This is a genomic window from Pallidibacillus pasinlerensis (assembly GCF_009996845.1).
Lineage (GTDB): Bacteria > Bacillota > Bacilli > Bacillales > Caldibacillaceae > Pallidibacillus > Pallidibacillus pasinlerensis.
The window spans coordinates 1-24,023 of record NZ_JAACYS010000008.1; the positions used below are offsets into that span (position 1 = coordinate 1).

A 24,023-nucleotide genomic window follows, 5' to 3' on the forward strand; every position below is an offset into this window, starting at 1 on the left:
CAGAATCATACCGTTAAATAATAATTCAAACTGTTTTTAACTGAAATTTTCCCATACATCAGTTTTATATGAAATACTTTCTATTTTATGATCATCATTTAAATTTGCTTGCCCTTCCACTTTTACAACTTCTGATGATTCACTGTTTTCCTTTTGGTACTGTAATTCTAATGTAAAATTATAAATATTCTCTTTATCATTTATCATTTCGAATTCAATATTTTTCACTTCTAATTTGTAATTATTATTTATAGGTTGAACCCATAATACTGTTCCGTAGCTAGAAATGTACTCTTGATAGGATGTATTATTTGCAAAATAATCTTTATATAATTTTTCATCATAATTATTTAATGCCTTGAGTTTTTCTTCACCTTCCATATCATTTATTATTTCTTTAAGTTCATCATCTGGACCTGTAAGATTATTCCGCAATACAGCTTCAATTGTTTTAATATTTTCATCTGACGTTTTCATTCCTGTACTTTCGTTACAACCACTTAATATTAAAATAAAAATAGTAAATAGGGTCAACGTAAAAAATTTGTATTTTGTTCTCTTCATTTTCATAAAATCTCCTCCTTAAAATATATGTAAACTTTAAAAAGTTTTTAAAAAGGGAAATAGATTCTGTTTAAAAACTTTATTTAAACTCATTTTAAATGGGTATATATTATTTTCCCAGAATAATCAATTAGTTTTAAAACTTGAACTATTGTAATTTTTTGATATAATATTTTTGTATTATTATAGAATAATAGAAACTTTATTTATAATAAAAAAATAATGATAATTCAAGAAGGGAGGTTAGATTATAAAAAAATTTCTTCCTATTTCAGTTTTTGCTCTTTTTACCATGTTAATGATTTTACCAACTAGTGTATTTGCTTCTACCTCTGATCATTCAACTCATGATCATCAAGCTGAAAGCACCGAAGTTCTTATGGATGGAGAAATTATTGTGGTTCCATTTTACATACCTTGCCCTCAAGGTGGAAAACACACTATGTATGAACACGGGGCTGGTATGTCAACAACAATAAATAAATAAGGGAGGATATATCATTAAATACTTTATATCCTCCCTTATATTATACTATTGTTAATATGCGACCACGGTCACGAATCATTTTTATCCCCTTCCCATTGTTTATTAATTGTTAATCAAAAGAAAGGTTATACTTTATGCCTTATGCCCTCCAACAAGTTGAGCCCTTCTTCTTGCTGTACCCGCTTCGGTATAAGAAACGGCTCTTAAGATTGCATCGGAACCGAAACGTTTGCGGATGCCATCAACGGTATAACCTAATTTTTTCCTTTTCCAAAGATTTGGTTCAAATAGATTAAGCTGGACATTTTCATCTGAGGTAATATTGGAAAGAGAAATTGCTATTTGTCTTACAGTTCGACCATCATAAAATTTATCAAACAGTTCTATACATATTCTATAAAGATCCATCGTTATATTCGTTGGGATATCAATCGTTTTAGCACGATTAAATCCGCCACCTAGTTCTTCGTGGCTATAGCCGATACTAAGAGTAACAGTGCGGCCGGCACACCGATGATTTCGTGCTCTTCGTGCCACTTCTTCACACATTTCTAAAATGACCGTTTTAATCTCCTTTACATTTTTATAGTCTCTTAGTAAAATTTGACTTTTTCCAAAACTAATTTGTCCTTGCATAATTGGTGCACCAATTTCCGATAAATCAATACCCCAAGCATGGTAATACAATTGATTCCCCATAACACCGAATTCCTTTTCAAGCTTTGTTAAGTCATAACTGGCTAATTGACCGACAGTAAAAATCCCCATGCCATTTAGACGTTTTTCTAAACGTCGGCCAATTCCCCACATTTCACTCAACGGCGAAACAGGCCACAGTTTTTTCGGCACATCTTCATATTTCCATAGCGCAATTCCTGTATGCTTCGCTTCCAAATCTAAAGCTAACTTTGCCATCAACATATTCGGACCAATGCCAATGGCACAAGTTAATTGAAACTCACGCATTAATTCATCTTTAATTTTTCTTGCAATATCAATAACATCTCCCCATAAAACATCTGTTCCGTCAACTTGAAGAAAACTTTCATCAACACTATAAACGTGAATCGCTTCTTTCGGAACATAACGGTTAAATAGACGAGTTATTTCAGCTGAAACCCGTAAATAAGTTGCCATTTTCGGTTCAATCAAATGAATTCGAGGATCCTTCGGGATTTCAAAAAGTCTTGAACCCGTTTTAATCCCGTACTCTTTTTTTAAACGTGGGGAAGCGGCTAATACAATACTCCCTTCCCTGTCTTTATCCCCTATAACCGCCACTAAACTTTCCAATGGATCAAGACCTTCCATCACCGCAGCACAACTTGCATAAAAACTTTTAATATCAATGCATAAAATATGCTTTAGCGGTAATTTTTCATAATCAATCATCTTGTTCCTCCTTTCATGTTGAAGCGACTTTAGTAGGGATTTCACCTTCGATTTGTTTCAATTGTATAGAACATATGTTCGGTTCATTATATTACTTATTTTATGCGAATATACGTTCGTTTTCAACTGGAATTTTATAGAACAAGATGAAAAATATTTTTTCAGATAAATATTTCACTTAAAAAAATTCAATAAAACAAGTAACTTTAACGCTTTTATGCGCATTTACTTTAATTGAATAAAAATAAAATTGAGACTCCCTTTAGTGAATTTCAACCAAAGGGAGTCTCTTTTATTATTTTCCTATAATTTGTTTAATTGCTTTTATAAATGTGTCCATTTCTTCATCAGTTCCGATTGTCACTCGAACAAATTGATCAATACGGTTTTTATTAAAATACCGGATGTAGATCCCCTGCTCCTTCAACTTTTCATAAATAAGCTGCGAAGGAACGGTTCCATGACGAATAAATAAAAAGTTCGTTTTAGACTCTAATACGTGGAAAGATAAGTCTTTTAGTTCTTTTGCTACACGTTCCCTAGTATTAATAATTTTTTCACGGGTTTCATTAAAATAATTCACATCTTCAATCGCCGCCTTACCTGCAACTAACGCGAGTCGGTCTAACGTATAGGAGTTAAAGGAATTTTTAATTCGTTCTAATCCTTCAATTAATTGTTCATTACCGAGAGCCAATCCAATTCGCATCCCTGCTAGTGACCGCGATTTTGATAAAGTTTGAATAACAAGTAAATTTTCATACTTAGGAATTAATGCTGTAGCAGACTCGCCACCAAAATCAATATATGCCTCATCGACAATCACAACTTTTTCTCGATTATGTTGTAATATTTGTTCAACTTGATCTAATGATAAAGCAAGTCCCGTCGGTGCATTCGGATTCGGAAAAATAACACCACCGGGTGAATTAAAAAATTGTTCCACCGGTATCGTAAAATCTTCCGCTAATGGCACTTCACGATAATTTAAACCATATAAATTAGCATAAACAGGATAAAAACTATACGTAATATCAGGGAAGAAAATTTCTTCCCCAGGGTTGAAAAAGCCTAAAAAAGAGAAAGCCAACACTTCATCCGAGCCATTACCAACAAATACTTGCTTTTCATTAACACCGAAATATTTTGCAGCTGTAAGTTTCAAATCAGCTGCTGTCGGACTAGGATATAATCTTAAATCCCCATTTACAAGTTGTTTAATAGCCTTTAGTACTTTTGGTGACGGAGGATACGGGTTTTCATTCGTATTTAACTTGATAATCGATGTTGATTGAGGTTGTTCACCCGGTACGTATGGTTCCGTATGTTTCGTTACTTCACTCCAAAATTTACTCATCGTTAACGCTCCTAGTTACATATTTAATTCTCTTCTATCTTTTCCGGTTTGCCTGCGTTTGTTCATCCGTTTACTTAATTCTTTTCTCACATCATCAATTGAAATATTTTGTTCAATCATTAAAACAATCGAATGATAGGCTAAATCAGCTAGTTCACTAATAAGTTCATTGCGATCATTATTTTTGGCACCGATAATCACTTCAGTCGTTTCTTCGCCGACTTTCTTTAAAATTTTATCAAGACCTTCCGAAAACAAATAAGAAGTATACGATCCTTCAACAGGATTTGCTTTTCTTTCTTTCAAAAACTCATATAAATCTTCGGTAATATTTTTGTCATCACTTTCAAACTGATTATCTATTAAAATTTCATTATGGAAGCAACTCATCTGGCCAGTATGGCAAGCAGGGCCGACTTGTTCTACTTCAACAAGTAACGAATCACGATCACAGTCAAAAGCAAGTCTCTTTACCTTTTGTACATGACCACTCGTTTCCCCTTTATTCCAAAGTTTTTGCCTCGATCGACTATAAAACCACGTTGTATTCGTTTCAAGCGTTTTTTCTAGTGACTCTTTATTCATGTAGGCAAGCATTAATATTTTTCCCGTATAAATATCTTGAACAATAGCTGGAACGAGTCCTTTTTCGTCGAATTTGATGCGGTCTATTTCAATACTCATCATTGAACGCCCCTTACTTCAATTCCATTTTTAAATAAATATTGTTTTAAATCTTGTATATCAACTTCACCATAGTGGAAAACAGATGCTGCTAAAGCGGCATCAGCGTTCGCTTTTTTGAAAACGTCTAAAAAGTCTTCTTTCTTACCTGCACCACCGGAAGCAACAACAGGAATATTTACGCTTTTTGCAATTTCTCCTGTAATATCTATACTATAGCCCGATTTAACACCATCTGTATCAATCGCATTTAACACAATTTCTCCTGCACCGAGTTTTTCTCCCTTTAATGCCCATTCTACAGCATCCATACCTGTATCAATGCGGCCACCATTAATAAACACAGTCCAATTCCCCGACTCTTGCTTTTTAGCATCAATAGATAACACAACACATTGACTTCCAAACTTTTCGGCAGCTTCTTTTATTAAGGTAGGATTTTTAACTGCTGCACTATTAATGGAAACTTTATCTGCCCCTGCTTTAAGCACTTTCCGAAAATCCTCGATCGAACGAATTCCTCCACCAACAGTAAAAGGAATTCTGACTTGCTCTGCAGTTTTTTCCACGACATCGACAAAAATATCTCGATCTTCATTAGATGCAGTAATATCATAAAAGACTAATTCGTCAGCTCCAAGTTCACTGTACTTTTGGGCAAGTTTGACCGGATCATCAATATCGACAATATTTTTAAATTTTTCACCTTTAACAACCCGTCCATTCCGAACATCTAAACAAGGAATAATTCGTTTTGCTAACATGCTACCACTTCCTTTATCGCAATTTCTAAATTAATTTTATCGGTGTAAAGAGCTTTTCCAATAATGGCTCCATACATATTAGATGAGGCTAATTTCTTTAAATCTTCTAAACTAGTTATGCCTCCAGAGGCGATCACATCCATCGTCGTTTGCTGGTTTATTCTTTCAAGCTCTATAAAATTCGGACCTTGAAGCATGCCGTCTTTCGCAATATCTGTATAAATAATCGTTTGTACCCCTTTTTCCTCAAGCTGTTTTGTAAAATCTAATGCACGGACTTTACTAGTCTTTGTCCAACCATCCGTCGCTACAAAACCATTTTTCGTATCGACGGAAACAACTATTTTTTCATTAAATTTAGTGACTACCTCATCTAAAAATTTTTTATTTTGTAATGCAGCACTCCCTAAAATCACACGGCTTACACCAATGCTTAGGAGACTCTCAATTCTATCAATATTTCGGATGCCACCACCAACTTGCACAGGGATATCAATCACTTGTAAAATTTCCTCTATTGTCTTAAAATTTCTCGTCTTACCAACAAGGGCACCATCTAAATCAACGATATGCAAATATTCAGCACCTAGTTCTGCCCACTTTTTTGCTATTAAAACAGGGTCCCCGAAAGTAGTTTGTTTATCATAATCTCCTTGAATCAGACGAACACATTGACCATTTCGTATATCAATTGCCGGAAATAAAATCATTTGATCAACTCCCCAAAAACTTTTAATAATTTTTTACCGGTATCACCGCTTTTTTCAGGATGGAACTGCATACCGATAATATTTTCTTTTTTTACTATAGCTGGTACTTTTACTCCATAATCTGTCCAATATAACACTTCATCAACATTTTTTGGTTTTACATAATAAGAATGTACAAAATAAACATATTCATTTTTTTGTAAAACTTCATGAAAACAGCTATTTGTTCCCTCGACTAATTGATTCCAGCCCATGTGAGGTACTTTTAATTGTTGATCAAAACGGACAACTTCTCCTTCTAAAAGACCTAAACCGGTCCACTCACCATGTTCATAACTTTTTTCATAAAAAAGTTGGAGTCCTAAACAAATCCCTAGTATCGGTTTCCCAGCCTGAACATTTTCTTTAATTGAATCAATAAAGTTTAAAGCATGGAGTTGATCCATTGCATCTTTAAAAGCACCGACACCAGGTAAAACTAACGCATCTGCTTCATATAACTTTTTGGGATTATCGGTAATTTCTGTTTGAAATCCAAGATCATTTAAAGCGTGGTTTACACTTTTTAAATTTCCAGCTCCATAATCGATAATTGCAATCATAAGACTTCTTCCTTTTCTTTTTTTTTAAGTTTATAACATTCCTTTTGTTGAACGAACACCAGTAATTCTTTTATCTATTGCTGATGCTTCATCTAAGACACGACCAAAACCTTTGAAAATTGACTCAATAATATGATGACTATTTCGTCCGTGAAGTAGTTCAATATGTAATGTCACGCCCGCTTGATTCACAAAGGCCCGGAAAAATTCTTCTACTAATTGGGTATCAAATTGTCCAACTTTTTCCGTAGGCATATTGACATCAAAATATAAATATGGGCGTCCAGAAATATCGATAGAAATTCGACTAAGTGACTCATCCATCGGTGTATAAACCGTTGCATAACGACGAATTCCAGCCTTATCACCTAAAGCCTCTTTAAAAGCTTGACCAAGCACGATACCAATATCTTCAACGGAATGATGATGATCTACATCCAAATCACCGTTACATTTTACTTGTAAATCTAAAAAACCATGTTTGGTCATCAATGTTAACATATGATTAAAAAATCCGATTCCTGTATCAATTACAAACTTTCCTTCGCCATCTATATTTAATGTAAGCGCAATATCTGTTTCACCTGTTGTTCTTTTTACATTTGATTGTCTCATTTTTACACCTCACAATTAAATCTTACTTGGATAGAATTTGCATGGGCTCCTAGCCCTTCTTCATTCGCAAAATGAACTACTTGATTTTTTACCTTTTCTAATTCTTCTTGATTATAAAAAATGACACTGGAACGTTTTAAGAAATCATACGTACCAAGGGGTGATGAAAAGCGAGCTGTACCGCTTGTTGGTAATGTATGGTTTGGTCCGGCAAAATAATCACCCAATGGTTCTGGTGCATAGGGCCCTAAAAAGATCGCACCGGCATGTTTTACTTTCGAAAGGTTTGCGAAGGGATCAGCAACTAACAATTCCAAATGTTCTGGTGCAATGATATTTGCCACATTAAAGGCTTCATCTAAAGTATCTACTACAAAAATTTGACCGTATTGATCAATCGATTGTCTTGCTATGTCCTTCCGTTCTAATTTGGCTAATTGATTTTCAACTTCTTTTTGAACTGCCGTGGCTAGTTCAGTAGAATTCGTTACTAAAATACTAGCTGCCATTTCATCATGTTCTGCTTGAGATAATAAGTCGGCAGCAATAAAAACAGGATTCTGTTTTTCATCAGCAATTATGCAAACTTCACTTGGACCAGCAATCATATCAATGTCGACCGTACCAAACACGTACTTTTTCGCTCTAGCCACATATATATTTCCGGGTCCGACGATTTTATCTACCGGTCGTATCGTTTCTGTTCCATATGCAAGGGCAGCTATCGCCTGTGCACCACCAACTCTATAGATTTCTTGTACTCCAGCGATTTTTGCAGCAGCTAAAACATAAGGGTGGACGTTTCCATCTTTATCTGGAGGAGATACTAAAGCAATTTCATTCACTCCGGCAACAACTGCTGGTAAAACGGTCATAAGTACGGTAGAAGGATATGCCGCTTTTCCTCCCGGTACGTAAACACCTATTCGATCAAGGGGCGTAACTTTTTGACCTAAAATAATTCCATCATTTTTATAATTTAACCATGACTTTTCAAGTTGAGCTTGATGGAAGTCAATAATATTTTGTTTAGCCTCTTGTAATACGTTTATAAATTCTTCGTCAATTGATTCATAGGCAGCATCGATTTCAGCTTGAGATACTTTCAAGGTTGTAAGTTGTGCACCATCAAATTTTTCTGTGAATTTTTTTAGAGCCTCATCACCGAAATTTTTCACATCATTGATGATTTCTTTTACCCTTGCATCAATTTGATCAAAATCCGCCTCAGTTCGATTCAATTTATCATTAATTAAACTTTCTTCTATACTTGAAACATTTGTAATGTCCATCATCTTACTAAATCTCCTTTTTTACTGACACTGGCTTCAATCTGCTGAATTAAGTCATTGATTCGCTGATTTTTTGTTTTAAAACTCGCTTTATTGACAATTAATCGAGCTGTAATTTCACAAATATCCTCTAAAACTACTAATCCATTATCTTTAAGGGTTCTACCAGTTTCCACAATATCGACGATACAGTCAGACAAGCCTACCAGTGGAGCTAACTCAACAGAACCATTTAAATGAATCGTATCAATGAGCTGTCCTTTTTTAGCAAAAAATTGCTTTGTTACCGTTGGATATTTACTAGCGACAACTAATCGTTTTTTATTCAAATCCGTACCGGGTAAACCGGCAACGGCAAAACGACAGCGACCAAAACCTAAATCGACCATTTCATAAACATTTGCACCAGATTCAATTAACGTATCCTTTCCGATTACCCCTATATCAGCAGCCCCACGTTCGAGATAGACCGCCACATCACTTGCTTTAACTAAAACAATGCGGATTTTATTTACCTCATCTTCAAAGATGAGTTTTCGACTATTTTCATGGTATTCAGGAAATTCAATCCCGATTTCATTTAATAGATTAATCGTATTATTAACGAGTCTACCTTTGCCAAGGGCGAATGTAATATATTTCATCTCAAGCACCTCCTTTATTTCCATTTAACGATTCAATTAAGCGATCTACATAAATGGCAAAGCCAATTGCTTTTGTATCATAACCAAATTGTTTCGTAAGATTATCGTATCTTCCCCCGAGTAAAACCGGACTGCCGTAACCTGTTATAAAACCTTGAAAAACAATGCACGTATAGTAATTTAAATGGTTGATTAAACCTAGGTCGAGGGATAAATATTGTTCATAACCTTTAGCAACTAATTTCTCATAAACAGCTTTTAAGTGACGAATTTCATCTGTCATTTCATTATTAATCGCAATTTGAAACGCTCTCCGAAACACTTCTTCTGGTTCCCCATATAATGTAGGTATTGTTCGTAATGCATTTTTTAACTCTTCATCAATCGCTAATTCATTAACGTTCTTCTTTAATTGAGCAAAGTTTTTATCTTCAATTAGTCGCTGTATATCATTCATCGCTTCCTTAGGTAAATCAATTTGTTCAACTAATTTTTTAAAGAAATTCGCCTGACCGATATCAATTGTAAAATTTACAACTCCAACTTCCTGTAACGATTCAATCGCCAAACTTATAATTTCCACATCGGCCTCTCCCCCGTTTTTCCCAAACAATTCCACCCCTGCTTGAGTAAACTCTCGCGATTGGATATTTTGTAAATCTTCATTCATTCGAAAAATACTCGTTACGTAAGAAAATCTTTGTACCGGGTCAGCGTTTTGATAATTTTGTGCTACCATTCTAGCAATCGGAATTGTGGCATCCGGGCGTAACACTAAAATTTTGCCATCGGTATCAATGAGCTTAATCATTTGATCCTTATTCAACGTTCCTTCAATTTTGTTAAATAAATCATAATACTCAAATACCGGCGTTTGAATTTGTTTGTATTCATATTGCTTAAAAAGGTTCTTCAATTTTATAATTGTTTGTTCTTTTACCTCGAAATCTTCTCCATGTAAATCATTGACTCCTTTCGGAACAAGCTGACTCAGTTTCTCCATAACAACACAACCTTTTAATTTGTTAATAATTTAATTAATTAGTATTTTAACACTTTATCAAAATAAAAGCATGTAGTATTATTAAAATATACAAAAAAATTTTAGAAGGTGAAAAAATGTTTGATTTTCATTTACACAGTTCTTTTAGTGAAGACTGTGATACACCGATGGAGGAAATGGTAAAAGAAGCTATAAAAAAAGGAATTAAAGAGATGTGTTTTACGGAACATTACGATGAAGATTATCCTGATCAGGATTGGACCTTCGATTTAGATTTTGAAAAATACGATCAAAAAATTAAGGAAATGCAAAGGACTTACGGAGATAAAATAAAAATCCGAAAAGGAATTGAACTAGGTGTGCAACCGCATGTTCTCGATAGTTATGAAAAAATAACAAGCAATGAATATTTTGATTTTATTATTTGTTCGATGCACGCAGCTAAGAAAAAAGACTTGCATTTCGGTGAATTTTTCAAAGGTAAGTCATTAGATCAAGCATATGAAGAATTTTACACTGAACTATTTGAGTGTATTCAAAAGTTTAAACGCTTTAATATTTTAGGACATCTAGATTTAGTAACTAGATATAAGTACGAAGATGGTCTCGGAATGTGTCTCGATATTATTGAGGAAATTTTTAAGGAAATTATTCCAAACGGACAAGGCATCGAAATTAATACATCCGGTTTTTATTATGGAATTGGTCGTGTCCATCCTCACCTTGATATTTTAAAGCTATACAAAGAGTTGGGTGGAGAGATTATTACAATCGGTTCCGATGCCCATAAACCAGAACGTCTAGCAGAATACTATGATTACTCTGTTGATTTGTTAAAAAATCTTGGTTTTAAATATGTTGCTACATTCGAAAGTCAACAGCCAATATTTCATAAACTTGGTTAAAGAGAAGAGTATCAAAAGTTTTAAACTTTTGGATACTCTTTTTACGTTTTCAGTACGAATTAATAATAAAAAAATTTTCCGACACAAATTTTAATTTATATAGAAGTTATATATTCATTCACATTATAAATATAATGTTTATGAGTAGAAGTAAATTATAGGGGGGATTACGATTGGTTTGCCCGCAATGTCAAAAACAAAATCAAGAAGGAGCGAAGTTTTGCCCTTATTGTGGATATTCTTATGAAGAAATAGATGTAAATATAGATCGTGAGAAATTACAAAGGAAAGAGTATAATCGTAAAATCAAAACGTTTGTAACTAAAAATAATGATGGTCAACAGATGCAAGTCCAAATCGCACCTAATCAGGCACAAAAAGAAAGTTTCTTTAATCACTTTGCAACATTCTTTATAAACGGATTAAAAAAACCAACCCAATATGCAAAACATCAAGGTGAAGCTAGAGTTATATTTGGCTATATTATTTTAGTACTTTCAGCGCTTTTTTATGGACTTGCAATAGCGATGGTTTATATTCATTTCGATCGGGCATTATCTTTTTTTGGCGGAGCTAGCCATAGTTTCTTCTCATCCTTTTTTTCTTACTTACTAATTAATCTTGCAATTTTTACCCTTACTGTCGGACTAATATTCGTTTTCGTTAAAAATTTTATGAGAATCAATGTCGATTTTAACCATATTGTTGGCCGCTTCGGGACCCTCGCTATTATTCTCCTAGTTTGTAATGTGCTAATATTTCTTTTTGCATTAATAGGTTTAACATGGCTACAAAACTATGCGAGCGGAATAAGTAACGCCGTATTATATTTCATTATTGTATTAACAATCCAAATGTATGCCCAGGAAACAAAAGAGCAGTTTGAACCTTTATATGGAAGTCTAATTATTGCAGCTACTGTAATTTTATTAAATTCATTATTTTCAACTTCTATTTTCTCTAATTTATTTTTCTAACAAAATAAGGAGGCTCATAAAATTCAGCCTCCTAATTTTATTTTTTATTAAATGCATTTCTCGCTAACTTTTCTACTAAGCTTGGAAACAGCGCATGAACTTTACTGCCGATATTCATAAATATTGGTAGATTTATTTCCCTAGTACGTGTTAACATACGTTTTACGATTTTTTCCGCTAGTTTTTCAGGATTTAAAACACACCTTCCGACATTATCTAAATATTTTCCCGTGGCATCAGCTATTTCAAAAAAATTCGTTCGAATCGGACCAGGATTTACAGTTGTAACATATATATGGTTCTTTTCTACTTCTAAGCGGAGGCTATCAGAAAATTTTATAACCGCTCCCTTTGAAGCAGCATAAATACTTGATTTAGGAGTCGCTAATTTTCCAGCTTGAGAAGCGATATTTATAATATGACCAGACCCTTGTTTGATCATGATGGGTAATATTTTTTTCGTAATAGCGATTAAACCGAGTACGTTTACGCGAAACATGACTTCCGTTTCTTCGATAGATGTATCAACAACATATTTAAATTTTCCAAAACCAGCATTGTTAACTAATATATCAACAGTGCCAACTTCTTGAATAATCTGCTCTAATATTTTTTCTGCCTCAAGTAAATTTCCGACATCTAATTGGTATATAGCTACTTCTACTTTATATTTATCAATTAATTCATCTTTTAATTTTATTAATTTATCATAACGTCTCGCAGCTAATATTAAGTTTGCGCCACTTTCTGCACAATTATATGCAATCTGTTCACCAAGACCGCTTGATGCACCGGTGATAAAAATTGTTTTTCCTTTAATGCGCTGATTCATTATTTCCTCCAGTTAAATTACCTAGTTGTTTGCAATAAAGTAATGAGTTTCTTGTTCATTTAACAACCTAATTTCTTCAATCGATATTAAATAATCTAAAAATCCAACGGTTTGTGAAATGGTCATTGGCATATTTTTTCCATAGGCTTTTGGAAAGATTAATTTATTAAGTTCAAAGGCTGTCATTTGTTTATTTAATAAGTCAGTTTTAACTTTCATTGCGGAATCATGAAATCTAGAAACTCGTCGCTCAATTAACGAATATACTTGTTTTACTTCAGGTCCATGACCTGGAAAAACGACATCGACTGGAATTTGTTTAATTTTTTCTAATGAGCGAAGGTAATCAAGAATTGGTTTCGGTCGTTCCTTTCCAGGGTTATACGGTGGCTCTATAACTGGATTTGAAAACATGCTAGCTAAAATATGATCTCCACCAATTAACAGCCCTTCCCTCTCATTATAATAACTAAGCTGACTTTGCGAATGCCCTGGTGTTTCATAAATTACCCAATTCGGATGACCTGGTATTGTCATTCCTTCTGATAAAGTTCCAAATAACTCTTGATTCTCACAAGCAAGTTTATCAAGCAGGCGAAAGTCTTTAAAGCCTTCGTAATATTTGGACGGAATACCGAATTGTTTATAAATTTTAGTGAAGAATGCTACAATTTCTTCCCATAATGCCGGTTCTTTTTTTAGCCATTTTCTACCATATTCATGTCCATAAATTTTCACATTCGAAAACTGTTCCAATAAACCAACATGATCTGTATGATGATGAGTTAAAATTACTTGTTCAATATCATTAGGAGAATAGCCTAACTCACTTAACTCTTGTTTAAACACTTCCCACGCTTCCTGAGTTTTAATGCCTGCATCAACAAGTGTTAACGCATCCCCTTTTAATAGAAACATATTAACATTTCCAATTGGAAGTGGTGTTGGAACAGAAATTTTCCCTACTGACTGAATCCATTCTGCCATAACAATCCCCTTGTCCATTTATATAATTTAGTTGTTTACCAAGCTCCACCATAAGTTTATCTTTTTTATCGAAAATTGTCACATAATATAAATTAAAAAAGACTGTTCTACGAATTACGATGTAACCCCAAGTGAACAGTCTTACTCATTTATTTCACTATAATCTTTTTCAAATCTTCCGCTATCACAGTATTAGGAAAAATTTCTTTCGTTTCTTGTTCCAATCTCACCCAATCTTGTTTTTCATATCGGGAACTAATATGAGTGATTACAAGTTGTTTCACTTGTGCTTTTACTGCCGTTTGCGCTGCTTGATGCGTTGTTGAATGGAAAAACTCATAGGCTGCCTCTTCCATTTCTTTATCCAGTGTAGCCTCATGGACTAATATGTCAGCGTCTTTTGCTAATTCGACAGCATGATCACATGGTCTTGTATCACCTAAAATAGTGATCACTCTTCCCTTTTTATCGGGACCTAAAAAGTCTTTACCATTTATTAACCGGCCGTCTTCTAATTCAATAGTTTCCCCATTTTTTAGTAATTGATAATGAGGACCAGGTGTAACCCCGATTTCTTTTAACTTATCAACTAATAACACGCCTGGCTTATCCTTTTCTACAACCCGGTAACCATATGAAGGAATAGCATGTTCTAATAATTTTGCTTCAACTTTAAAGTTCCCTACATCAAATATTTGCCCGTCTTCAAACTCAATAATTTCGATTTTATAATTTAAATGAGTTTGACTAACAGATAAACTCACTTCAATAAAATCGCGAATGCCCTTTGGACCGTAAATTGTTAATGGCTCGGTTCCACCTAAAAAGGACCTGCTTCCTAGTAGACCAGGTAAACCAAAGATATGATCACCATGTAAATGAGTAATAAAAATTTTTGATATTTTACGAGGCTTTATTGATGTATGTAAAATTTGATGTTGCGTTGCTTCACCGCAGTCAAACAGCCAAATCGAACCATCTTCTAAATGTTTTAAAGCAATAGAAGTCACATTCCGATATTTTGCCGGCATACCAGCACCAGTTCCTAAAAAAGTAATTTCCAATATAACTCCTCCAATTAGTTTTGAATCTCTTATATTTCATTTATAATTGACTTTATCATTATCAATGTTTCTTCTCTTTTTTTCAAATATTTATACATAACATTATACAGCTTAATTCTATATGATAAACAGCTTTTAACTGCTATTTGAACAACATATAAAATTTTTTTTAGTAAACAATAAAAGTAAACGGTACCAAATTTGCTATTCATTGGATACATATGTAAAATTTAATTGTTAATATTATCACAAAGGAAAGAGGGGGAAAAGTGAAAACAGTTGAAAGTCCTTCATCATTAATATTACTTTTTGGTGCAACTGGTGACTTAGCAAAAAGGAAGTTGTATCCTTCTTTATATAATCTATACAAAAAAGGACAACTTTCAAAACGTTTTGCTGTCGTAGGTGTCGCCAGAAGACTAAAAAATGATGCTGAATTAAGGGAATGGGTTAAAGATTCTATCTTAACGTACGGTGAAAGTGAAAATGAAAAAGACTTAAATGCATTTACTTCCCACTTTTATTATCAATCCCATGATGTTACTGATTCCGCATCCTATAAACAGTTAAAAACATTAGTTGATCGATTAGATAAGGAATACGAGTTAGGTGGAAATCGAATTTTTTACTTAGCGATGTCTCCAGAATTTTTTGGTACGGTTGCCGAACATTTAAAAGAAGATGGTTTAACAGATACTAACGGTTTTAAACGTTTAGTCATTGAAAAGCCTTTCGGTCACGATTTACAATCCGCTATTAAGTTAAACAACCAAATTCGCAAAGCATTTGATGAGGATGAAATTTATCGAATCGACCACTATTTAGGAAAAGAAATGGTTCAAAATATTGAAGTCATCCGTTTTTCTAACGCTATTTTTGAACCACTATGGAATAATAGATACATTTCCAATATTCAAATCACTTCAAGTGAAACCCTCGGTGTTGAAGAACGTGCCAATTATTATGATAAAAGTGGTGCCATTCGCGACATGGTACAAAACCATATGATGCAAATGGTAACATTACTTGCAATGGAACCGCCGATTAAATTGACTACCGATGAAATACGTAGTGAAAAAGTAAAAGTATTACGTGCACTACGACCAGTAGATAAAGAAAATATTAATAAATATTTCGTTCGGGGACAATATGATCGAGGTGTTATTAACGGCGAAGAGGTGCCAGGCTACCGTCAAGAAATGAATGTTCCTGAAGATTCAAATACAGAAACTTATTTTGCCGGGAAATTTTTAATTGATAATTTCCGTTGGGCAGGTGTACCTTTCTATGTTCGAACAGGAAAACGGATGGCAACGAAATCAACAAAGATTGTAATTCAATTTAAAGATATTCCGATGAACTTATACTTTAAGTCAGGTTCAAATTTAAAGCCAAATCTACTTGTTATTCATATTCAACCAGATGAAGGTATAACTTTACACTTAAACGTTAAAAAAGCAGGGCAAGGTATTATTACTACACCGATTAAATTAAATTATTCAACATCCAGTGTTGATGGGATGAATACACCAGAAGCTTACGAAAAATTATTATATGATTGCTTACGTGGGGATGCAACAAACTTTACCCATTGGGATGAAGTAGCATTATCTTGGCAATTCGTTGATGAAATCTCAGCCGTATGGGAAAATGAACCTGCTAATTTCCCGAATTATCGAGCTGGGTCAATGGGGCCAAAAGAGGCTGACCTTCTACTTGAAAAAGATGGATTCTCATGGTGGCCAATTATCGATGAGTAACGAACAATGATGTATACTTACTAATCAAACCCAAGAATGGTTGTAAATAAATCACAAGCATTCTTGGGTTATTTTTTACCTATCTCCTGATTGAAGGAAATTTCGGTTTTGCACAAACTGTTCCACTTCTGATAAGAAGAAAGATTTACATCCCACTTATAATATGTAAAAGCGCAATACACCCCGTTCCAAAATTTATTGCATCCGTACATTTATTAATCGCAAACGAGTGGAAGAAGCAAAATATACTTACAGCGGGAAATCATTTCATTTACTGATGTGGCATTTATGGTAGGCTATCAATACGTTAATTACTTCACTAAAGTTTTTAAAAAGTATACTTCTTTAACACCTCTCCATATGTTAAAATAAACGGTTCTTATTAATTGCAAAGAAAATTGGACTGTTCGAAGAAAAACCCAATATGGATTTTAGTGAACAGTCCTATTTTTTCTATAATATGATGTTCGCTAGGTTTAACCTACTCCATCCAATTAAAATGGAATACTCCTTCTTTATCAACTCTTTCAAATGTGTGTGCACCAAAGTAATCACGTTGTGCTTGTAATAAGTTAGCTGGTAAAGTTTCAGAACGGTAGCTATCAAAGTAAGCTAGAGCACTTGAGAAACATGGTGCAGGAATACCGTTTATTGCTGCTGTAGCAACAACTTTACGTAATGCTTCTTGATAACGATCAGCAATACCTTTGAAGTATTCATCTAATAATAAGTTGTCTAGTTCTGGATTGCGATCATATGCTTCTTTAATTTTTTGTAAAAATTGTGCACGAATAATGCAGCCACCACGCCAAATCATCGCAATATCACCATAATTCAAGTCCCAATTGTACTCGTTCGAAGCAGCCCGTAATTGAGCAAATCCCTGTGCATATGAACAAATTTTACTTAAGTATAATGCTTGGCGAACTTGTTCGATAAATTCTTGTTTATCACCATTAAATACTTCTTTCACTGGTCCAGATAATACTTTACTAGCTTTAACACGTTCATCTTTAATTGCAGATATATTTCGTGCGAAAACTGATTCCGTAATTAATGACAGATTGATCCCTAAGTCTAATGCACTTTGACTTGTCCATTTACCTGTACCTTTTTGTCCAGCCTTATCTAAAATAACATCTACCATATGTTTTCCTGTTTCAGGATCTTTTTTGCTAAAAATATCAGCAGTAATTTCGATTAAATAACTATCAAGTTCACCCTTATTCCACTCGGTAAATACTTCATGTAATTCCTCATTGGATAAACCTAGATAATGTTTTAACATGAAATAGGATTCACCGATTAATTGCATATCACCGTATTCAATTCCATTATGAACCATTTTCACATAATGACCCGCACCATCTGGACCAATATAAGTTGCACATGATTCGTCATTAACCTTTGCAGAAATAGCTTTAACAATTGGTTCAACTAAATCATATGCTTCTTTTTGTCCTCCTGGCATAAGTGATGGTCCTTTTAAGGCACCTTCTTCACCACCGGAAACACCCATACCTACGAAATTAAACCCTAATTCACTTAACTGTTTATTTCGACGAATCGTATCTTCATAATAAGCATTACCACCGTCAATTAAAATATCACCTTGATCTAAGTATGGAATTAACTGTTCAATTGTTGCATCTGTAGCTGCCCCAGCTTTAACCATAATTAAAATTTTTCGTGGTCGTTCAAGGGAATTAACAAATTCTTGAATAGAATATGTTGGTACTACATTTTTCCCTTCTGCTTCTTTCATCATCGCATCTGTTTTTTCTCGAGAACGGTTGTAAACAGATACAGTATATCCTTTACTTTCAATATTGAACGCTAAATTTTTTCCCATTACTGCTAGTCCAACTACGCCAATTTGTTGTTTAGTCATTTGTTTACCTCTTTCCTTCTAGTTTTTCCTTAAAAAATCTTTATCAAAGCTTGTATCGGTTTGGCCTTCTTTTCGTTCGACTTTTATTCCCTTTTTAATAATATCATGCCCAAATTTTTCTCTTAATTGTTCAATTGTTTCTATTAATGGTTCTTCTTTAGCATCTTCTTCAAAAGTGAATAAATCAAGTTGTTTAACGACATGTTGTTCCTCAACGAGATCATTTCCTGTGATACCTAAAAGTCGAACAGGCGAGCCATCCCAATGTTTCATAAATATATGTTTTGCTTGATTGTATATATCTTGTTCTTCGCGGATTGGATTTTCTAACTTTTCACTTCTTGTTATTGTTTTACGATTTTTATATCGAATCGTAATAGCTACATTTGTTGTAAAAACGTCTTTATTTTTTAATCGAGCTGAAACGGTGCGAGCAAGGGATTGTAAAATACTGAGCAAATCCTTTTCTGAAGTAATATCGCGAGGAAGTGTTGTTGAATTCCCGATACTTTTATAATCATTAATACTATCAGGATCAACTTTTCTTGGATCAAAGCCGTTTGCCCGCTCCTTTAATCGTATACCATTTATCCCTAACAAATTCTTTAGTTGAACATCATTTGCTTTTGCTAAATCCTCGATTTTTTTAATCCCTATTCCATTTAATTTCTCAGTTGTTTTTGCACCACAGCCATGCATTTCCGAAACGGGCATTGGCCATAATATTTTTGGAATATCTCTTTTACGAAGAACTGTAACGCCTAATGGTTTTTTCATATCTGATGCCATTTTAGCCAAAAATTTATTCGGTGCAATTCCAATCGAACATGGTAAATCCAATTCCTTTAGTAAACGGTTTTGAATATCTTGCGCTATTGAAACGGGATGTTTTTGTATATATTCAGTTATATCCATATATCCTTCATCAATGGATACAGGTTCAACTAAATCAGTATAGTCCCGTAACGTTTGGAATATTTTCTGAGAAAATATTCGATAACGATCAAAATTAGGTGGTAATACAATTAAATCAGGACATAATTTTTTCGCTTCCCAAAGTGGCATCGTTGTTTTGACACCAAACTTCCTCGCTTCATAACTACAAGTTACTATAATTCCTCTTCGTTCTTCTGGATTGCCTGCAATTGCTAACGGTTTACCCTTTAATGAAGGTTTGTACGCCATTTCTACTGAAGCATAGAAACTATTCATATCAACATGGAATATGACCCTTGCTCTGCTTTTCGTTTCATATCTCATCGTTTTCACCTTCAACAAATGATTTGCTTCACATGGGTAATTTTACCAGAAGTTACTTTTTGTTTACAGTCTCGATAATTGCTAATACCATTTCTGCTAATTTATTTAATTCTTTAACCGGAATCCTTTCTTTTGTCGTATGAATCTCCTCATAACCGACACCTAACACGACAGTTGGAATACCAAAGCCAGCGATGACGTTACCATCACTTCCCCCACCGCTTTTAATTAGTTTTGGTGTACGTCCGATTTTTTCAGCCGCCTTTTGTGCAATTTGAACAACTTCATCTTCTGGACCAAATTTGAAGGATGGATACATTACTTTTACTTCAACCTCTGCTTTTGCCCCCATTTCTGCTGCCGTTTCTTCAAACGCCTTCTTCATTGCATCAATTTGTTTATTTAATTTTTCTTGTACAAGTGAGCGAGCTTCTGCAAAAATATATGCTTTTTCTGTAACGATATTTGTTGCTTGACCACCTTCAAAACGACCGATATTGGCTGTCGTTTCTTCATCAATGCGTCCTAAAGGCATTTTTGAAATAGCTTTAGCTGCCACTTGGATTGCTGAAATTCCCTTTTCAGGTGCAACACCGGCATGGGCACTTTTGCCAGTTATTGTTACATTAATTTTTGCTTGTGTTGGTGCAGCAACAACAATTGTTCCAACTTCACCATCACTATCAAGTGCATAACCATATTTTGCATTTATGTATGAAGGTTCTAGCGCTTTTGCCCCAACTAATCCTGATTCTTCACCAACGGTAATAATGAACTGAATATCGCCGTGTTCAATATTATTTTCTTTTAAAATTTGAATAACTTCTAACATTACAGCTAAACCAGCTTTATCATCAGCACCGAGGATTGTTGTTCCATCTGATTTTACATACCCATCTTCTACAATAGGTTTAACACCTTTCCCTGGCACAACCGTGTCCATATGAGATGTAAAATAGATTGGATCAGCTTGTTCATTCGTTCCTTTTAGAGTACAAATTAAATTGTTTGCTCCATGACCTGTTTTTTCTTTAGCATTATCTTCAACGACTTCTAATCCGAGTTCGGTAAACTTTTGCTTTAAAACTTCAGCAATTTTACCTTCATCCTTCGTTTCGGAGTCGATTTGTACAAGTTCTAAAAATTCATTTAATAATCTTGTCTCATTAATCATGCTAACCCTCCATTCTATTAAGTCTAGTATACACTGTTTTTACCAAAGCCTTCAATTCTTAATTATTGAATAAAACGGTAATTTAAAAAATACCATTAATATTATTGTTTGAATAGTATACGTGTACAAAAAATGCCTCCAATATAGGAGGCATTTTTTATAATGGTATATTCCCGTGTTTTTTCTTTGGGCGATCTTCTTTTTTGTTTCTTAACATATCTAATGCTTGGACAAGTTTAATTCGAGTTTCGCGTGGATCAATGACATCATCGACCATACCCATTTTCGCAGCAACATAAGGATTGGCAAACTTATCACGATATTCTTTAATCTTTTGTGCGCGAGTTTCTTCCGGATTCGGACTATTATTAATTTCTTTTGCAAAAATAATATTTGCCGCTCCTTCTGGCCCCATTACCGCAATTTCAGCATTTGGCCAAGCAAACACTAAATCGGCACCAATTGCTTTACTATTTAATGCAACATATGCTCCACCATATGCTTTTCTCGTAATAACAGTTATTTTCGGTACAGTAGCTTCGGAATAAGCATAAAGTATTTTTGCTCCGTGACGAATAATTCCACCGTGTTCTTGTTTTACGCCAGGGAAAAAGCCTGTAACATCTTCAAATGTGATAATTGGAATATTAAATGAATCACAGAAACGAATAAAACGGGCCGTTTTATCAGAGGAATCAATATCGAGTCCTCCTGCTAGAATCTTTGGCTGGTTACAAACAAGCCCTACTACTTCTCCTCTTATTCTACCAAACCCAACGATAATGTTTTTTGCAAAATCCTTTTGAACCTCTAAAAATGACCCTGGATCGACTACTTGTTCAATGACTTTTTTCATATCATAAGGACGGACAGTGTCAAAAGGTACTATATCAGGTAAATCTGGACGATAATCATCATTTTCTTCAAAAGATATGGCAGGTGGTTTTTCTTCATTATTACCTGGTAAGTATGATAATAATGTCCGTACTAAAAGAAGCGCTTCTTCCTCATTTTTAGCACTAAAATGACTATTACCGCTAATCGCACTATGTACTTTCGCTCCACCTAAATCCTCAGAACTAATTTTTTCCCCAGTAACTGTTTCAATTACTTTTGGTCCTGTGATAAACATTTGACTCGTTTTTTCAACCATAATAACAAAGTCGGTAATTGCTGGTGAATAAACTGCTCCTCCGGCACATGGACCCATAATTACGGATATTTGTGGTACAACACCAGAATAAATGGAATTTCGGTAGAAAACATGGCCGTAACCGTCTAAAGAAACAACTCCCTCTTGTATTCTCGCTCCACCTGAATCATTTAATCCAATGATAGGTACTCCATTTTTCGCAGCCAAATCCATAATATTAGCAATTTTCTTTGCGTGCATTTCTCCAAGTGCTCCACCGAATACAGTAAAGTCTTGAGAGAATAAATAGATTGGTCGCCCATTTATTTTAGCAAAACCGGTAACAACTCCATCTCCAGGTCCTTTACCAAGATCAGGTGAACGGTGTTCTATAAACGGATTAAGCTCAACAAAAGAACCTTCATCAACTAAAATATCAATTCTCTCTCTTGCTGTTAGCTTCCCCTTTTCATGTTGCTTATCAATTCGTTCTACCCCTCCACCAAGTTCTATTTCTGTTCGTTTATCATATAACTCATGAATTTTATCATAAATATCCTGTTGTCTTTTTATATCAATCATTTCCGTCTCCCCTTTGTTTGTGAACAATCTATTTAAATATTAATCTTCTTTATGTTGACAAAGTTCATATAAAACGCCCCCACAAGATTTTGGATGGATGAATGAAACTAGTGCATCCCCTGCACCAATTCTTGGACTTTCATTGATGAGACGTAATTTTTCATCCTTTAAATATTTAATATCTTGCTCAATATTTTCTGTTTTTATGGCAATATGATGAATCCCTTCTCCTCTTTTTTCTATAAACTTATAAACAGTACTATTTTCATCCGTTGGTTCTAGTAATTCAATTTTACAATTAATCGCATCAATAAAAGCGACTTTTACCCTTTGCTCTTCAACAACCTCTGTCCCAATATGTTTGAATTGCAATATATCTGTATAAAATGGTAGTGCTTCATCAATTGATTTCACTGCAATTCCAATATGATCAATCCCCTGCATACATAATTCCCCCTAAAAAAACAGTTTGTTATACAACAAAAATATATTGTTATAATACATTTATTATAACAGAATAATTAATTATTTTAAATTATTTAAATTGACGAAAAATAAAACCACTAATTTTAAATAAAAAGAATATAATAAGGAAATAAAAGCATGCTTGTTCGTAGGATAAATTCAAGTTAAAATATATGTTAGAGTTAAGACAGTGGAGGTCATTTATCATGAGAAATAAAAAGCTTCGTAAAATTATCGTATATTTAATGATTTTTGCAATGGTTGCTACAACAATTCTTACTGGACTTTCAATGTTCTTGTAAACCAATCTTTAAGCGGGTCATTTATCCTCCTAAGGGTAAATGACTCCTTTTTCGATTCCTATTTGCTCAAAACTTTTCCATGTTTTTGTAATAAAAACTTTAGTACCAATTGGAACAAATTCAAATAATTCTTCTACATCTTCATTACGCAAACGAATACAACCTAAAGAAACATAATAACCAATAGAATATGGTCTATTTGTTCCATGAATTCCATAAGTTCTACCATCTGTGTCAAGTGCATCAAAACCAATCCATCTTGTTCCAAGTGGATTTTCAGGCAATCCACCTGATATATTTAATTTTCGATAATATGGATTGATCGCTTTAACCGTTACAGTAAACAAACCTTCCGGAGTTAGATCATCTGTTTTTCCTGTTGCAGCTTTATAAACTTTTTTGACCTCACCGTCTTTAATAAATGCAACTTGATTTATTTCTTTATTTACTATAATAAAAGGATCACCTGCTAGAGAGGGACCGATTGGCCACAAAGGTGAAATGCTTATGATTGAAAATAATATAAATATCAATGATTTCAATTTATCCACCAGCCTTTTTATTATTATGAATCAAAA

25 protein-coding genes are annotated in these 24,023 nt (G+C 34.0%); 5 read left to right on the forward strand and 20 right to left on the reverse strand.

The annotated features are described in order from the left end of the window. Nucleotides 1-36: 36 nt before the first annotated feature. The 11 genes from GW534_RS02970 to hisZ form a co-directional block, all read right to left on the reverse strand. The gene (locus GW534_RS02970) at nucleotides 37-570 is read right to left on the reverse strand and encodes a hypothetical protein (protein WP_161919571.1); all 534 of its coding nucleotides are present in this window, start codon (nucleotides 568-570) and stop codon (nucleotides 37-39) included. Nucleotides 571-1,183: 613 nt separating this feature from the next. Further along, entirely contained in the window at nucleotides 1,184-2,443 is a 1,260-nt protein-coding gene (locus tag GW534_RS02975) for a Y-family DNA polymerase (protein WP_161919572.1), read from the reverse strand. A gap of 295 nt (nucleotides 2,444-2,738) precedes the next feature. Beyond that, on the reverse strand, nucleotides 2,739-3,800 hold the full coding sequence (gene hisC / locus GW534_RS02980) for a histidinol-phosphate transaminase (protein WP_161919573.1): 1,062 nt from the start codon (nucleotides 3,798-3,800) through the stop codon (nucleotides 2,739-2,741). A 15-nt stretch (nucleotides 3,801-3,815) separates the two neighbouring features. After that, entirely contained in the window at nucleotides 3,816-4,484 is a 669-nt protein-coding gene (hisIE, locus tag GW534_RS02985) for a bifunctional phosphoribosyl-AMP cyclohydrolase/phosphoribosyl-ATP diphosphatase HisIE (protein WP_202630807.1), read from the reverse strand. Further along, on the reverse strand, nucleotides 4,484-5,248 hold the full coding sequence (gene hisF / locus GW534_RS02990; RefSeq protein ID WP_161919574.1) for an imidazole glycerol phosphate synthase subunit HisF: 765 nt from the start codon (nucleotides 5,246-5,248) through the stop codon (nucleotides 4,484-4,486). The genes hisIE and hisF overlap by 1 nt, the downstream gene beginning before the upstream one ends. Then, nucleotides 5,242-5,958 carry a 1-(5-phosphoribosyl)-5-[(5-phosphoribosylamino)methylideneamino]imidazole-4-carboxamide isomerase gene (gene hisA / locus GW534_RS02995; RefSeq protein ID WP_161919575.1) on the reverse strand — a complete coding sequence of 239 codons (717 nt, stop codon included), beginning with the start codon at nucleotides 5,956-5,958 and terminating at the stop codon, nucleotides 5,242-5,244. The genes hisF and hisA overlap by 7 nt, the downstream gene beginning before the upstream one ends. Next, complete coding sequence (gene hisH, locus GW534_RS03000; RefSeq protein WP_161919576.1) at nucleotides 5,955-6,560, reverse strand: imidazole glycerol phosphate synthase subunit HisH; 606 nt, start codon at nucleotides 6,558-6,560, stop codon at nucleotides 5,955-5,957. Before hisH ends, hisA begins: the two co-directional genes overlap by 4 nt. A 30-nt stretch (nucleotides 6,561-6,590) precedes the next feature. Beyond that, the gene (hisB, locus tag GW534_RS03005) at nucleotides 6,591-7,175 is read right to left on the reverse strand and encodes an imidazoleglycerol-phosphate dehydratase HisB (protein WP_161919577.1); all 585 of its coding nucleotides are present in this window, start codon (nucleotides 7,173-7,175) and stop codon (nucleotides 6,591-6,593) included. Between the two features lie 2 nt (nucleotides 7,176-7,177). Next, nucleotides 7,178-8,467 (reverse strand): histidinol dehydrogenase, encoded by a 1,290-nt coding sequence (hisD, locus tag GW534_RS03010; protein WP_161919632.1) that lies wholly within the window; start codon nucleotides 8,465-8,467, stop codon nucleotides 7,178-7,180. After that, nucleotides 8,467-9,111: an ATP phosphoribosyltransferase gene (hisG, locus tag GW534_RS03015; RefSeq protein ID WP_161919578.1), complete on the reverse strand. Its 645-nt coding sequence runs from the start codon at nucleotides 9,109-9,111 to the stop codon at nucleotides 8,467-8,469. Before hisG ends, hisD begins: the two co-directional genes overlap by 1 nt. A 1-nt stretch (nucleotide 9,112) precedes the next feature. Beyond that, nucleotides 9,113-10,114 (reverse strand): ATP phosphoribosyltransferase regulatory subunit, encoded by a 1,002-nt coding sequence (hisZ, locus tag GW534_RS03020; RefSeq protein WP_161919579.1) that lies wholly within the window; start codon nucleotides 10,112-10,114, stop codon nucleotides 9,113-9,115. Between the two features lie 116 nt (nucleotides 10,115-10,230). Here hisZ and GW534_RS03025 point away from each other — a divergent pair, with 116 nt between their 5' ends. Beyond that, nucleotides 10,231-11,019, forward strand: coding sequence for a histidinol-phosphatase HisJ family protein (locus GW534_RS03025; RefSeq protein ID WP_161919580.1), 789 nt, complete (start codon nucleotides 10,231-10,233; stop codon nucleotides 11,017-11,019). A 173-nt stretch (nucleotides 11,020-11,192) separates the two neighbouring features. Beyond that, a complete protein-coding gene (locus GW534_RS03030; protein WP_161919581.1) occupies nucleotides 11,193-11,996 on the forward strand; it encodes a zinc ribbon domain-containing protein in 804 nt (267 codons plus the stop codon). Between the two features lie 37 nt (nucleotides 11,997-12,033). Here the strand turns inward: GW534_RS03030 and GW534_RS03035 are convergent, their stop codons facing one another. From GW534_RS03035 to rnz, 3 genes are all read right to left on the reverse strand, one after another. Next, nucleotides 12,034-12,828 (reverse strand): SDR family NAD(P)-dependent oxidoreductase, encoded by a 795-nt coding sequence (locus GW534_RS03035; protein WP_161919582.1) that lies wholly within the window; start codon nucleotides 12,826-12,828, stop codon nucleotides 12,034-12,036. 21 nt (nucleotides 12,829-12,849) lie between these two features. Next, nucleotides 12,850-13,815 carry an MBL fold metallo-hydrolase gene (locus tag GW534_RS03040; protein ID WP_161919583.1) on the reverse strand — a complete coding sequence of 322 codons (966 nt, stop codon included), beginning with the start codon at nucleotides 13,813-13,815 and terminating at the stop codon, nucleotides 12,850-12,852. A 149-nt stretch (nucleotides 13,816-13,964) separates the two neighbouring features. Further along, nucleotides 13,965-14,879 (reverse strand): ribonuclease Z, encoded by a 915-nt coding sequence (rnz, locus tag GW534_RS03045; protein ID WP_161919584.1) that lies wholly within the window; start codon nucleotides 14,877-14,879, stop codon nucleotides 13,965-13,967. Between the two features lie 269 nt (nucleotides 14,880-15,148). Here rnz and zwf point away from each other — a divergent pair, with 269 nt between their 5' ends. Both zwf and GW534_RS16885 read left to right on the forward strand, forming a co-directional pair. Further along, the gene (gene zwf, locus GW534_RS03050) at nucleotides 15,149-16,639 is read left to right on the forward strand and encodes a glucose-6-phosphate dehydrogenase (protein WP_161919585.1); all 1,491 of its coding nucleotides are present in this window, start codon (nucleotides 15,149-15,151) and stop codon (nucleotides 16,637-16,639) included. A 288-nt stretch (nucleotides 16,640-16,927) separates the two neighbouring features. Continuing rightward, nucleotides 16,928-17,011 carry a hypothetical protein gene (locus tag GW534_RS16885; RefSeq protein ID WP_377701911.1) on the forward strand — a complete coding sequence of 28 codons (84 nt, stop codon included), beginning with the start codon at nucleotides 16,928-16,930 and terminating at the stop codon, nucleotides 17,009-17,011. 109 nt (nucleotides 17,012-17,120) lie between these two features. On the opposite strand, the gene gndA is transcribed toward GW534_RS16885, so the two are convergent. The 5 genes from gndA to mce form a co-directional block, all read right to left on the reverse strand. Further along, nucleotides 17,121-18,530, reverse strand: a complete 1,410-nt coding sequence (gene gndA / locus GW534_RS03060; protein ID WP_161919587.1) for an NADP-dependent phosphogluconate dehydrogenase — start codon at nucleotides 18,528-18,530, stop codon at nucleotides 17,121-17,123. Nucleotides 18,531-18,548: 18 nt separating this feature from the next. Continuing rightward, nucleotides 18,549-19,790 (reverse strand): DNA polymerase IV, encoded by a 1,242-nt coding sequence (locus GW534_RS03065; RefSeq protein WP_161919588.1) that lies wholly within the window; start codon nucleotides 19,788-19,790, stop codon nucleotides 18,549-18,551. A gap of 52 nt (nucleotides 19,791-19,842) precedes the next feature. Beyond that, nucleotides 19,843-20,964, reverse strand: coding sequence for a M20/M25/M40 family metallo-hydrolase (locus GW534_RS03070; RefSeq protein ID WP_161919589.1), 1,122 nt, complete (start codon nucleotides 20,962-20,964; stop codon nucleotides 19,843-19,845). Between the two features lie 157 nt (nucleotides 20,965-21,121). Further along, nucleotides 21,122-22,678: an acyl-CoA carboxylase subunit beta gene (locus tag GW534_RS03075; protein WP_161919590.1), complete on the reverse strand. Its 1,557-nt coding sequence runs from the start codon at nucleotides 22,676-22,678 to the stop codon at nucleotides 21,122-21,124. Nucleotides 22,679-22,717: 39 nt separating this feature from the next. Beyond that, on the reverse strand, nucleotides 22,718-23,122 hold the full coding sequence (gene mce, locus GW534_RS03080; RefSeq protein WP_161919591.1) for a methylmalonyl-CoA epimerase: 405 nt from the start codon (nucleotides 23,120-23,122) through the stop codon (nucleotides 22,718-22,720). Nucleotides 23,123-23,349: 227 nt separating this feature from the next. Between mce and prli42 the strand changes: the two genes are divergently transcribed. After that, on the forward strand, nucleotides 23,350-23,445 hold the full coding sequence (gene prli42 / locus GW534_RS03085; protein ID WP_161919592.1) for a stressosome-associated protein Prli42: 96 nt from the start codon (nucleotides 23,350-23,352) through the stop codon (nucleotides 23,443-23,445). Between the two features lie 29 nt (nucleotides 23,446-23,474). Here prli42 and GW534_RS03090 read toward each other — a convergent pair whose 3' ends face one another. After that, a complete protein-coding gene (locus GW534_RS03090; protein ID WP_202630808.1) occupies nucleotides 23,475-23,987 on the reverse strand; it encodes a L,D-transpeptidase in 513 nt (170 codons plus the stop codon). Nucleotides 23,988-24,023: the final 36 nt, after the last annotated feature.

Coding starts and splice junctions, on each gene's coding strand:
- hisIE (WP_202630807.1), bottom strand. CDS start 4,484: ATGAGTATTGAAATAGACCGCATCAAATTCGACGAAAAAGGACTCGTT.
- hisD (WP_161919632.1), bottom strand. CDS start 8,467: ATGGACATTACAAATGTTTCAAGTATAGAAGAAAGTTTAATTAATGAT.
- hisH (WP_161919576.1), bottom strand. CDS start 6,560: ATGATTGCAATTATCGATTATGGAGCTGGAAATTTAAAAAGTGTAAAC.
- hisZ (WP_161919579.1), bottom strand. CDS start 10,114: ATGGAGAAACTGAGTCAGCTTGTTCCGAAAGGAGTCAATGATTTACAT.
- prli42 (WP_161919592.1), top strand. CDS start 23,350: ATGAGAAATAAAAAGCTTCGTAAAATTATCGTATATTTAATGATTTTT.
- GW534_RS02975 (WP_161919572.1), bottom strand. CDS start 2,443: ATGATTGATTATGAAAAATTACCGCTAAAGCATATTTTATGCATTGAT.
- hisG (WP_161919578.1), bottom strand. CDS start 9,111: ATGAAATATATTACATTCGCCCTTGGCAAAGGTAGACTCGTTAATAAT.
- GW534_RS03065 (WP_161919588.1), bottom strand. CDS start 19,790: ATGAGATATGAAACGAAAAGCAGAGCAAGGGTCATATTCCATGTTGAT.
- hisB (WP_161919577.1), bottom strand. CDS start 7,175: ATGAGACAATCAAATGTAAAAAGAACAACAGGTGAAACAGATATTGCG.
- GW534_RS03070 (WP_161919589.1), bottom strand. CDS start 20,964: ATGATTAATGAGACAAGATTATTAAATGAATTTTTAGAACTTGTACAA.
- GW534_RS03075 (WP_161919590.1), bottom strand. CDS start 22,678: ATGATTGATATAAAAAGACAACAGGATATTTATGATAAAATTCATGAG.
- GW534_RS03035 (WP_161919582.1), bottom strand. CDS start 12,828: ATGAATCAGCGCATTAAAGGAAAAACAATTTTTATCACCGGTGCATCA.
- GW534_RS02970 (WP_161919571.1), bottom strand. CDS start 570: ATGAAAATGAAGAGAACAAAATACAAATTTTTTACGTTGACCCTATTT.
- gndA (WP_161919587.1), bottom strand. CDS start 18,530: ATGACTAAACAACAAATTGGCGTAGTTGGACTAGCAGTAATGGGAAAA.
- hisA (WP_161919575.1), bottom strand. CDS start 5,958: ATGATTTTATTTCCGGCAATTGATATACGAAATGGTCAATGTGTTCGT.
- mce (WP_161919591.1), bottom strand. CDS start 23,122: ATGCAGGGGATTGATCATATTGGAATTGCAGTGAAATCAATTGATGAA.
- GW534_RS16885 (WP_377701911.1), top strand. CDS start 16,928: ATGGTAGGCTATCAATACGTTAATTACTTCACTAAAGTTTTTAAAAAG.
- GW534_RS03025 (WP_161919580.1), top strand. CDS start 10,231: ATGTTTGATTTTCATTTACACAGTTCTTTTAGTGAAGACTGTGATACA.
- GW534_RS03040 (WP_161919583.1), bottom strand. CDS start 13,815: ATGGCAGAATGGATTCAGTCAGTAGGGAAAATTTCTGTTCCAACACCA.
- hisF (WP_161919574.1), bottom strand. CDS start 5,248: ATGTTAGCAAAACGAATTATTCCTTGTTTAGATGTTCGGAATGGACGG.
- hisC (WP_161919573.1), bottom strand. CDS start 3,800: ATGAGTAAATTTTGGAGTGAAGTAACGAAACATACGGAACCATACGTA.